This is a genomic window from Rhodothermales bacterium, from assembly GCA_034439735.1.
Taxonomy (GTDB): domain Bacteria; phylum Bacteroidota; class Rhodothermia; order Rhodothermales; family JAHQVL01; genus JAWKNW01.
The window spans coordinates 1-10,599 of the sequence record JAWXAX010000129.1; the positions used below are offsets into that span (position 1 = coordinate 1).

Annotated in this window: 6 protein-coding genes and 1 tRNA gene; 3 read left to right on the forward strand and 4 right to left on the reverse strand. The window is 61.4% G+C overall.

Going from position 1 to position 10,599, the window contains the following annotated elements; translation table 11 throughout:
- Nucleotides 1-570: 570 nt before the first annotated feature.
- The 3 genes from SH809_10395 to SH809_10405 form a co-directional block, all read right to left on the reverse strand.
- The gene (locus tag SH809_10395) at nucleotides 571-3,072 is read right to left on the reverse strand and encodes a cohesin domain-containing protein (GenBank protein MDZ4700104.1); all 2,502 of its coding nucleotides are present in this window, start codon (nucleotides 3,070-3,072) and stop codon (nucleotides 571-573) included.
- Between the two features lie 45 nt (nucleotides 3,073-3,117).
- Entirely contained in the window at nucleotides 3,118-4,047 is a 930-nt protein-coding gene (locus SH809_10400; protein ID MDZ4700105.1) for a T9SS type A sorting domain-containing protein, read from the reverse strand.
- Between the two features lie 1,128 nt (nucleotides 4,048-5,175).
- A tRNA-Thr gene (locus tag SH809_10405) sits at nucleotides 5,176-5,251 on the reverse strand.
- 253 nt (nucleotides 5,252-5,504) lie between these two features.
- Here SH809_10405 and SH809_10410 point away from each other — a divergent pair.
- The 3 genes from SH809_10410 to SH809_10420 all read left to right on the forward strand — a co-directional run bounded on the left by SH809_10410 (nucleotide 5,505) and on the right by SH809_10420 (nucleotide 9,565).
- Complete coding sequence (locus SH809_10410; protein ID MDZ4700106.1) at nucleotides 5,505-6,236, forward strand: ATP-binding cassette domain-containing protein; 732 nt, start codon at nucleotides 5,505-5,507, stop codon at nucleotides 6,234-6,236.
- A 194-nt stretch (nucleotides 6,237-6,430) separates the two neighbouring features.
- On the forward strand, nucleotides 6,431-7,897 hold the full coding sequence (locus SH809_10415; GenBank protein ID MDZ4700107.1) for a glycine betaine ABC transporter substrate-binding protein: 1,467 nt from the start codon (nucleotides 6,431-6,433) through the stop codon (nucleotides 7,895-7,897).
- A 189-nt stretch (nucleotides 7,898-8,086) separates the two neighbouring features.
- Complete coding sequence (locus SH809_10420) at nucleotides 8,087-9,565, forward strand: carboxypeptidase M32 (protein ID MDZ4700108.1); 1,479 nt, start codon at nucleotides 8,087-8,089, stop codon at nucleotides 9,563-9,565.
- 175 nt (nucleotides 9,566-9,740) lie between these two features.
- Here the strand turns inward: SH809_10420 and SH809_10425 are convergent, their stop codons facing one another.
- Nucleotides 9,741-10,178 carry a hypothetical protein gene (locus SH809_10425; protein ID MDZ4700109.1) on the reverse strand — a complete coding sequence of 146 codons (438 nt, stop codon included), beginning with the start codon at nucleotides 10,176-10,178 and terminating at the stop codon, nucleotides 9,741-9,743.
- Nucleotides 10,179-10,599 lie beyond the last annotated feature (421 nt).

A 10,599-nucleotide genomic window follows, 5' to 3' on the forward strand; every position in this document is an offset into this window, starting at 1 on the left:
ACGTGGCGAACGTGCTGGCCGGCATTGTTTACATCGACGGGATTCACCCGGACAGGATCGCCGCCTGATCTATCCATCCACAAGATTTGGATATAGCTCAGCGATGAATGCGAATCAGGAGATCAAACACGACGCATACTGGTTTCCGCCGCACGCTCCATGGTCGTCCTCCCCAACTTGATTGGGGATCCATGGAAGCTTGAAAATGCAGCATATGCGTCTTTAAGGGCGATAGTAGCACGCCCGGTGTACCCGAAACGCAGCCAGGTTGGTGCTCTTGTTTTCCATTAGCCCCCATGAGACCCGGCTGAATCCGATCAGCCGCCTATGGATCCCCAATCGAGTTGGGAGCCTGCCCCCGGCTTTGACCGGGGGAAGACGAAGAAAAGGGGGAATGCCAGTCAGATTCGCTCAAATGATACGGCCTCAACTCCTGATTCGCATGAATAGCGATTAGCGATGGGGTTGGGTTTGCCGCCGAGTGGTGTGCATAAAAATCGCTCTGTCATCGCGATCGAACGCAGCGGCGGCAGCCGATGGGTTTTAAAACCTCTCGGGGTCTGAATCACGTCACCGTACTACCGTCACCAGCCGGCGCAGCACCCCCTCATCCGTCCGCAGCTCGACGACATAGGTGCCGCTGGGTAGGGCGCCGGCGTCGAAGGTCACTTCGTGCCGGCCGGGACTCATATCAGCATTCAGCAAGGTGATCAGCTGGCGTCCGAGTAAATCGGAAACGGTAATATGAGCATGCCGGTGAGACTGGAATTGAAAACTCACCACCGTAGCTTGAGAAGTCGGATTGGGAAATGGAGCAAACAATTCAGCCGTACGCGATTCTTCATGGAAATCTCTTTGGATTGATGTATTCAGTGGTGGATACGAAGGGGGATCCGTTAGCCACAAATGGTTCGCTCCCATACCGCCCGACGCGCCGGTAACAGGATCAGGATATGCATTCCGTTGCATTTCATTCGTATTACAACCCACCCCGTCCTTTTTTCGATAAATGTCGTAAGGATCGATGGGTGTTGATGCGTTCGGAAGAGAACCCTGAATTTCGATATGTTGGGGATCTTGTTTGCGAATTTCGAAATGTAGATGAACAGCGTAGGAAGGGTCGCCAGTGGCTCCAGCCTCAGCAATGGGTTCTCCCTGTTCTACAGTTGAGCCCGTTGTTAACTCTGGCAAAGTCTTGAGATGCGCATACATTGAAAAATACACTTCTCCGTTTGGCAGAACATGTTTTAGAATCAGCAGATTCCCATAATTCCTGGGAGGTGGATGGAAGCCCCTATAGAATACCTCTCCATCTGTCGCGGCAAGTATTTTGAATGTCTCAGTGTGTCCCGGTGCAACCGCATCATAATCGATGGCTCCCTTTGGTGCATGGAGCACGCAGTCATCGCTATAATACCATGCATGAGTAATTTCGACATCTGCAATCCGTTCGAACGGGAGTGTCAAAAAGCCTGCTGTATTGAATTTTGCCTCGACAAAGACTGAAGTGAAGGCAACGTCATTCTCCTCATCCACCTGGCCGGCCTTGCTCTCAAAATCCAAAATCACCCACACCGAATACGTGCCCGAGGCCAGATCCGCCGGCAGGGTGACCTCGCGCGAACACGCCGTTGTGCTCGCGCCGGCGGCGAGTCCATCCAGTGCACAGGTCTCAAGCAGGGGGTCGGTGTCCACGACCCCGGTTGTCGAGGTGTTCAGGCGGATGTTGGTCTTAAACGGCAGCGCCGGCGCGTCGCCGTTGTTGCGGATCGTGAGGTCGACCTGCACCACATCGCCGGCCCGTACGCTACCAGGGGTGACGTTCAGGCTCTCCACGATGAGGTCGGGACCTCCGGTAACGCCGCCTCCACCTCCGCCGCCCCCACTCGCGGCGGAGCCGACCAGCTTGTAGTCCTCATACCGCATTTCGGCATCGCCCGATGAACGGATATCGGCCACGAGGCCGACGAGGGGACCCTCGCCCTCCAGCGGGGTCGCGCCGGCCCACGCGGCTGATAGTCGGCCGGTGCCGGGTTTGCTGGTGACGGTTCGGCCGGCGGACAAGGTGCCGGCTTCGCTGGTGTTGATGAGGCTGAGGACGTTCGGGTCGTACGCGATGGTGAACTGGTAGGCGACGAGTCCGAGCCCATCGGCGTCGCCAAACGGAACATCAAGGGTGACCCGGCTTCCAGTTGCGCCGGCGACTACCGGCAACCGGGCCTCGAAGCCGGCCGGGCCTACGGGGACAAACTGCCCGTCGGCGTCAAAAAAGCGAACGGCGACGAGCTCCCAGCCCGGATCGGCGGACGAGAGGCGTTGCCCCTGGATATACAATAAATCGCCGCCGCCGGTCATCGCACGGGAGCCCGCGTAGGCGATTCGGACCTCGCCGGCCGCTGGGTTCTGCGTAATGCTTCCCCCCTCCGACAGGCTGCCGGCGGCGCTAATACTAGTCACGGAAACCGCCGAAGCATCGTAGCGAAGACTGAACTGGTAGGCGGTGACGCCGAAGCCGGCGAGGTCGCCAATCGTGATCGGCGTTGAAAAAGGAGCTCCCGCAGCGGAGGTCAGGGCCTCGACCGCCAGTTCGATCCCGCGGACGGAGAACGCGCCGGAAGTGGTCGAAACTCCGACCGGAATGCTCTGGCTCGTGAAAAACAGCGCCTCGTCGAAGCGCGGGGTGAAGATCCGCTCGCCGAGCAGGTCGGCACCGGTGACCTCGGCCACGATCTCGAACAACACCCCGCTGCCGGCGATCGGAACAGTGCCGGCGCCGGCAACCTGCACAAGTCCCGGTGTAGAGAGATTAACGGCAGGGGCGAGCCCGGCGGCGACACCTCCGGCGGTCTCGATGGCGGTGATCGCGAGCACGTCGGCGGCGTAGGTCAGTTTAATCTGGTAGGACGTGATATCCTGCCCGTCGAGGCCGGCGACGCGGACGGGGATGCGGAGGGTCTGGCCTACCCGCGCCGACGCGCCGTCGATCGTGAGGATGACCTGGGCGCGGGCGGGTAGGGCGAGGACGAGGAGGATCCCGACACAAAGCGGGAGGTAGCGCAGGGAAAAACGCATGGCGGCACCTGAACGAGCTGGCGTGAAGGAGAAGCGCGGGGAGCCTCAGCGGAGGATCGTCAGCACGCGGGTGCGGACGAACCCGCCGGCTTCGAGCCGATACAGGTAGGCGCCGCTGGCCATTCCGGAGGCATCCCACACTACCTCATGCCGGCCGGCCGGCTGTTCGCGGTCCACCAACGTCGCCACGGGTTGGCCGAGCAGGTTGTAAATGCGGAGGGTGACGAAGTCCGCCTCGGGGAGGTCGAAGGAAAGCCGGGTCGTCGGATTGAAAGGGTTTGGGTAGTTGGGATGGAGCGCGTAGGCCTCCGGGAGGGTGGCGAGCTGCAGGTCGCCAAGGGGCGATGCCGTGCCGGCATTGAGGAGGGCCGTGCCGGTGAGCGTGACAGGCCGAGACGAATCGATCGGGTGGATCAGCAGCGAGCCGAGGGTCTTCGAGGCGAGGGGGGTGGCGCCGGCGGCGGCAATGCGGAAGCGGCCGGCGTCGTCCGGGGCGGTGAGCACCAGCCAGTCGGCCGGCAGGGCGGAGGCGAAGTCGGCGATTTGCAACGCGGTGGGGTCGAAGTCGAGGGTCATCTCGGCGGCGTAGACGGCCGAGGCGTCGCCATCGACGAGGAGCGGCAGGCGCCAGGAGCCGTCGGCTTCTTCGGCTGCCGTGCCCCAGGCGATGGTGGCCTCCGTGGCGGCATCGGAGCCGGACTTTAATGCCGAGATCATCCCGACAACGAACTGGAGGATACGCGAGGCATCGGCGGCCTGGACGGCGCTGTTGGCGTCTACATCCGCCGCAAGGCGCTGGGTGCCGTTTAGCGTGCGAAGCCCGACGACGGATTGCAGGACGAGGCTCGCGTCGCCGGCGTCGACGACGCCGTTGTTGCCGACATCGCCGGGGAGTGCCGCGGGGGCGGTGCCGACGGTATTACCTGAAACAGTAAGCTGGTAAAATTTATTACTAAAGCCACCGGTGCTTACCAACCTTACATAGTATTTACCTGGTGTCGTTAGGTTAAATGTTCGATCGATGGCTTCCCCAACGTCATTGAAGCGGTCATCGTCGATCAATTGCTGCGTTGGCCCATACAGGAAAAGAGATATGCTGAGATTGGATGGAACGTTCGTTACGATGGTTCTTACTGGGCCTGAGGATGTTACCTCAAAAATGAAATAGTCATTATCTAAAGGAGCACCGATAGTTGCGGTAATCGTCTCTTCAGCACTAATGAAACTGGCCGTTTCGAAATTGTTATTGAATTCATGTGAATCGTTCGTCTCTAATGTTACGATCAATGTGTAAAGCTCCGTACTGCTATTGGCTGTGCCGCAGCATCGGCCAGCGTCTCTTGCAATGATGTAAAATGTTCCAGGTTCTTGCACTGTTACAATTTTAACGGGAATGAGAGGTTGCTCTGATTCATCAAACATTAATTCTTGCAAACTATTAAACATACCTAAGTAAAGATCCACAGTGCCGAGAGCTGAGACACTTACTTGTATGGAGCCTGGCTGTGTGGTCTCAAACCTATAATAATCGACGTCACCATTATCAAATATTGTTGCTTGGATAGGGACACTGATCTCAATTGGAGATGCTAGAGTAAATGTATTGTTTGGCTCAAACGCATCCTGAGCCTTCACTCGATGAGGGAGGATCAGAGCTGTGAGAAGGAATAGGAGCGCAGGCAGGGAAAAGATGTGACGCGACATGACGGTAACGGCGGAAGAGGTGACGACGATCGGAGAAGGGGGCGCTCCGTGGACCTGCCTCTTTAATAAGCCGGCGCTTCCTGAAATGCTATGACGTAAATACGCTAATTACGACCCTGAGTCGTGCTAACTCCCCTTGCGTGCCACCCTAACAGGTCTGGCGATCGACGGCCTGATGGCCGTAGTTGTCTGAAACGTTGAATGTGCGGAGTATCCGTTCCGGATATCGTGTTCAGTGTTCCGGGTAAGCGAACCCGTATCGTGCGATCACCCGGAACTCCGAACCCGGAACGCGACCACCGCCTCCGGCAAATTCAAATTGTCCGTTTGATAGGCTGGTATCCCAGCGTGAGGCCACCATACCAAAAAAGCCGCCCCGACCTGCGTCGAGACGGCTTCTGGAGCCAATGAGCGGATTTGAACCGCTGACCTGCTCATTACGAGTGAGCTGCTCTACCAGCTGAGCTACATTGGCGTTTTAGGACGACCTTTCACGCCGGCCTTCCCGCCGGGATCCCGGCGGCCACCACACGATAATTCCCCTCATGGTTTCTTCATCGTCACGCCCAAACCCGCACGCCGACCGACTGGCATTCCAGCCCCCATTTTCCCATCTTTCCACCCCGCCAACCTGCATCGTATAGATCCTTCGAATCCGCCGGCTGGCGCCGGCGTCACTCAGAACAGGCCTGCCAACCTGCAACCTGTCAACCTGCCAACCATCCCCCATGCTCGCCCTCCTCCAGGTCTCCAAATCCTACGACGGCGTCCAGGCCCTGGCACCGCTGGATCTGGCGCTGGAGCCGGGGCGGACTACCGTGCTCATCGGGCCCAGCGGCTGTGGCAAATCTACCCTCCTGCGCCTCATGAACGGGCTCATCGCCCCGTCAACAGGCGACATCTACTTCGACGGCGAACGCCTCACGCCGGAGCAGGTCCGCCGCATGCGGCACCGGATGGGGTACGTCATCCAGTCGGGCGGCCTCTTCCCGCACCTCACGGCCCGCGCCAACGTCACCCTCCTCGCCCGGCACCTCGGGCGGAACACCTCCTGGATCAACAGCCGCGTTGATGAACTCGCCGGCCTCGTCCAACTGCCGGCCGACCGCCTCGCGCGTTTCCCGCTCGAGCTCTCGGGCGGCCAGCAACAACGTGTCGGCCTCATGCGGGCGCTGATGCTCGATCCGGACGTGCTGCTGCTCGACGAACCGCTCGGCGCCCTCGACCCGATGATCCGCGCCGACCTCCAGAACGACCTCCGCGCCATCTTTTCATCCCTACATAAAACCGTCGTCCTCGTCACGCATGACCTCCATGAGGCCGGCTTCTTCGGGGACACCATTCTGCTCATGAAAAACGGCCGCATCGAACAACGCGGGACGATTCAGGAATTGCTCGATGCGCCGGCGAATGATTTCGTCCGGGCCTTCGTCAACGCCCAGCGGCAGGTGGTGGGATGATGGGGGGATGTTCTGCATTGAGCTGGCCGTCCTCGCGAACGCAGCCATCGCCAGTCTCGCGGCCATCGTCATCCGCGCGGCCCCCGTCATCCCCGCGAAAGCGGGGATCCAGCCTCCAGAATGGCGTTTTCCTGGGTCCCCGCCTGCGCGAGGATGACCGTAGAAGGCGGTCGGCAGTCCGTATGGGAGTGGTCGTGGCGACCCTTCTCGTTTATGCCCTTCAGGCCACCGCCCAACCCATCCGCGTGGGCTCCAAAGCCTTTACGGAGGGGGTGATCCTCGGCGAAGTCGTCACGGGCCTCTTCGCCTCGGCCGGCTACGAGGTAACGCACCGCGCCGGCCTGGGCGGGACGACCTTTGCCTGGAACGCCCTCCTCGCCGGCGAACTGGACGCCTACCCGGACTACTCGGGCACGCTCATCCAGGAAGTCCTGGCCGGCGACGCAATCTCGGGCCTCGCCGAACTCGAACAGGTGCTCGCCACCCACGGCGTCCGCATGGCGCCGCCGCTCGGGTTTAATAATACCTACGCGATAGGGATGCGTGCCGACCGCGCCGAGGCGCTGGGGGTGCGCACCCTATCCGAGCTTCGCCGGCACCCGGAGCTCGTCGGTGGCTTCTCGACGGAGTTCATGAACCGGTCGGATGGGTGGCCGGGGCTCCGCGATGCCTACGATCTACCCCAGGCCAACGTCCGGGGCCTCGATCACGACCTCGCCTACCGGGGGCTTGAATCGGGTGATATCGATTTTACCGACCTCTATTCCACCGACGCCGAGATCGCCTACTACGGCCTGAACACGCTGATCGACGACGCCGGCTTTTTTCCCGAGTACGAGGCCGTCGTCCTCTACCGGGCCGACCTGGTCGACCGTGTGCCGGACGTCGACGCCCTCCTCGCCCGGCTCGCCGGCCGGATCGACGAGGCCGCCATGACCGGGATGAACGCCCGCGCGAAGCTGGACCGCGTCCCGGAAAACCAGGTGGCGGCGGATTTTTTGAACGCAGAGATACTCGATGAGCCGGCAGTGACCACGGCCGCCGAAACCCGCACCCGTCGGATCCTCCGCTACACCGGCGAACACCTCCGGCTGGTGCTCTTCGCGCTGATTCCCGCGATCCTGGCCGCCATCCCGCTGGGCATCGCGGCGGCGCGGAAGCCCCGCCTGGGGGCGGTCATCCTGGCGGTGGTGGGGATGATCTACACGATTCCGTCGCTCGCGCTACTCGTCTTTATGATCCCGCTGCTGGGCATTGGGGGGCCGCCGGCGATGGTGGCGCTGTTTCTGTACAGCCTGCTCCCGATCGTTCGCAACACCCACGCCGGCTTGCTGGACATCCCCGCGCCGCTGCGCGAGTCCGCCGAGGCGCTCGGCCTCTCGCCGGCGGCGACGCTCCGGCAGATCGAGCTCCCGCTCGCCTCCCGCGCCATTCTGGCCGGGGTAAAAACCTCCTCCGTCATCACCATCGGTACCGCCACGCTTGGCGCCCTCATCGGCGCCGGGGGGTACGGCCAGCCGATCCTCACTGGAATTCGGCTGGACGACGTTGGCCTGATTCTGGAAGGCGCCATCCCGGCCGCCGTCCTCGCCCTCGTCGCACAGGCCCTGTTCGCTGTGGCGGAACGGTGGATCGTGCCTCGGGGTTTGCGGCCAAGGTGAGGTGAGAAATGAGGGATGCACGTTAAACATAATAATGTCATCTCGACCGGAGGCCCGATTTAACGGGCCGAAGCGGAGAGACCTCCGGAAGGTCTGATGGAGGTCTCTCCGCTCCAACGCCGGCAAGCCGGCGTTTTTGGTCGAGATGACATGCTTTTTTGAATGGTGAGACACCACAACACTAGTGTAATGAGTGAGCCGCTTACAGTCCTCAAATACCGCCTCGCCCGCGTGCGCGACCTCGAGGCGGCCGCCAATGTCCTCGAATGGGACCAGGAGACGTACATGCCCGACGGCGCCGCAGAGGCCCGCGCGCACCAGGTGTCGACCCTGCGCCAGCTCGCCCACGAATATCTTACGACGGACGAGCTCGCCGCCCTGGTCGATGCCCTCGACGGCCGGCTGGAAGGAGATGACGCGGCGCTGGTGCGGGTGACCCGTCGGCTGATCGACCGGAAACGCCGGCTGCCCGCGGCCCTCGTGGTCGAGCTGGCCGGGGCCGTGTCGCGCGCCAAACAGGCCTGGAAATCCGCCCGCGAACGGAACGACTTTCCGGTGTTCGCGCCCCACCTGAAACAGCTGGTCGACATCAACATCCGGATCGCCGAGGCCGTCGGCTACGCCGGACACCGTTACGATGCGCTTCTCGAGGAATACGAACCGGGGGCGACGGCCGCGGAGATCGCCACCGTGTTCGCCGCGCTGCGCGAGCGCTTGGTGCCGATCGTCAAACACCTCGCGGATGCGCCGCAGGTGGACGCCGGCGTGCTGACGCGGGCGTTCGATACGCAGGCGCAGTGGGAGTTTGGGATGATGGTGTTGCGGGATATCGGGTTTGATTTTAACCGGGGCCGGCAGGACCTCTCCGCGCACCCGTTCACGACCACGTTCGCGATCACGGACGTCCGCCTCACCACCCGCGTCAACGAGCGTTTCCTGCCATCCGCCCTGTTCGGCTCCCTCCACGAGGGCGGCCACGGGTTGTACGAGCAGGGGATCGACCTTGCGTTCGACCGCTCCCCGCTGGCCGACGGTACGTCGCTGGGGATGCACGAATCCCAGTCGTGCCTCTGGGAGAACCTCATCGGCCGGAGCCGGCCGTTCTGGGAGCATTATTATCCGAAGCTGAAGGCCGCCTTCCCGGGTCCGCTGGCGGACATCTCACTTGATGCGTTTTACCGGGCCATCAACGCCGTCGCGCCGACACCCATCCGCGTCGAGGCCGACGAGGTGACCTACAACCTCCACATCATGCTCCGCTTCGAACTCGAAATGGCCATGTTGGACGGAAGCCTGTCGGTCGACGACCTTCCCGGGGCCTGGAACGACCGAATGGAGGCCTACCTCGGTATCCGGCCTCCAAACGACGCCGACGGAGTGTTGCAGGACATCCACTGGTCACTCGGTGCGTTCGGGTATTTTCCGACGTACGCGCTGGGCAACTTGATGTCCGCCCAGCTTTACGATGCCATCCGAATCGCCATCCCGGATCTCGACGATCAGATTCGCGCCGGCCGGTTCGAGGGGCTGCTGGGTTGGCTGCGGACCCACATCCACGGCCACGGCAAGGCCGTCGACGCGGGGGATTTGTTGGAACGCGTCACCGGGAGCCGGCTGACGAGCGACAACTGGATTGCGTATATCGAAAAGAAGTACGTGAAACGGTGAACGTTCGGATCCCGTAACAGGGGCTTGACGCCACACCTGCCACAAGTGGCGTCAAGCCTTTTCTTGCGGTCTCGTCATCCCCAACTTGATTGGGGATCCATACAAGACTGGTTGGTTGCGTGGATCCCCGCCTACGCGGGGATGACGATGAGGTAGATTAGAAATCTCAACAACTCTACCGCGCCAACGCCATCCGATACTGGTAGGGATCCATCTTGCGGAGCTGGTCGCCGGCGCGTTCTAGGAAGCGCTGGCGTTGGAGGATGCCGACGATCTGCTGGCTGCGCTCGATGCTGTAGCCGAGGTCGTGCGCGATTTTGAAATAGGCGATCTGGGAGAAGACCTCCGGGAGGACGAAGTAGAGCTTGCGGGCGTCGGTCGGCAGGGGAGGGTCGGACTCCTCCGCTCCGTCTTCCGCCGGCACGTCGAGCGCCTGGAACAGGCGGAGGCGTGTAATTTCGCTGCGGAGCGTCTGGTTTTCGTGCTGGAGCTGGTCGACCTGTGCGCGCAGCTGCTCGACCTCGTCGGGCGACGGCCGCGTGCGCGTGCGGGCGGATACACTGGGATGAGGACGGAGCATCGGGCTGAAGTCGCCCATCGAAAATGCCTTCATGAAGTCACCTTTCGGAAAGGACTGATGTAGAGGGAGCCTCTACGGCGACGAGAAAGGAACGAGTGAAGCAACGAGTGAAGCAACGAGTGAAGCAACGAGTGAAGCTACGAGTGAAGCTACGAGTGAAGCTACGAGAAGAAGGAGTGGTCGAACGCCCTGGGAGAAACCCCTTACGCGGAACGCGTCTGGCCGGCGACCGACCCGATTGGTTGCTGGCTTATATGTAAGCGATCTCGTACGGATCCCCGGATAGCCATTATTATTTTTTGCACAATCAACTCCCAGACGCCAGAATCGCTGTTTTGAAACGAATGACTGTTATTGATGTGGTCGATGGTCATCGGGTAGACGTTCACCGTTCCAGCGTGGCCGTCGGCAGCCGGAAGTTAACCGTAGTGCCTTTATCCACCACGCTGCGCAC

Excerpts from the sequence above, each read along its gene's own strand:
- SH809_10395 (MDZ4700104.1), bottom strand. The coding sequence starts at position 3,072 with ATGCGTTTTTCCCTGCGCTACCTCCCGCTTTGTGTCGGGATCCTCCTC.
- SH809_10410 (MDZ4700106.1), top strand. The coding sequence starts at position 5,505 with ATGCTCGCCCTCCTCCAGGTCTCCAAATCCTACGACGGCGTCCAGGCC.
- SH809_10420 (MDZ4700108.1), top strand. The coding sequence starts at position 8,087 with ATGAGTGAGCCGCTTACAGTCCTCAAATACCGCCTCGCCCGCGTGCGC.
- SH809_10425 (MDZ4700109.1), bottom strand. The coding sequence starts at position 10,178 with ATGAAGGCATTTTCGATGGGCGACTTCAGCCCGATGCTCCGTCCTCAT.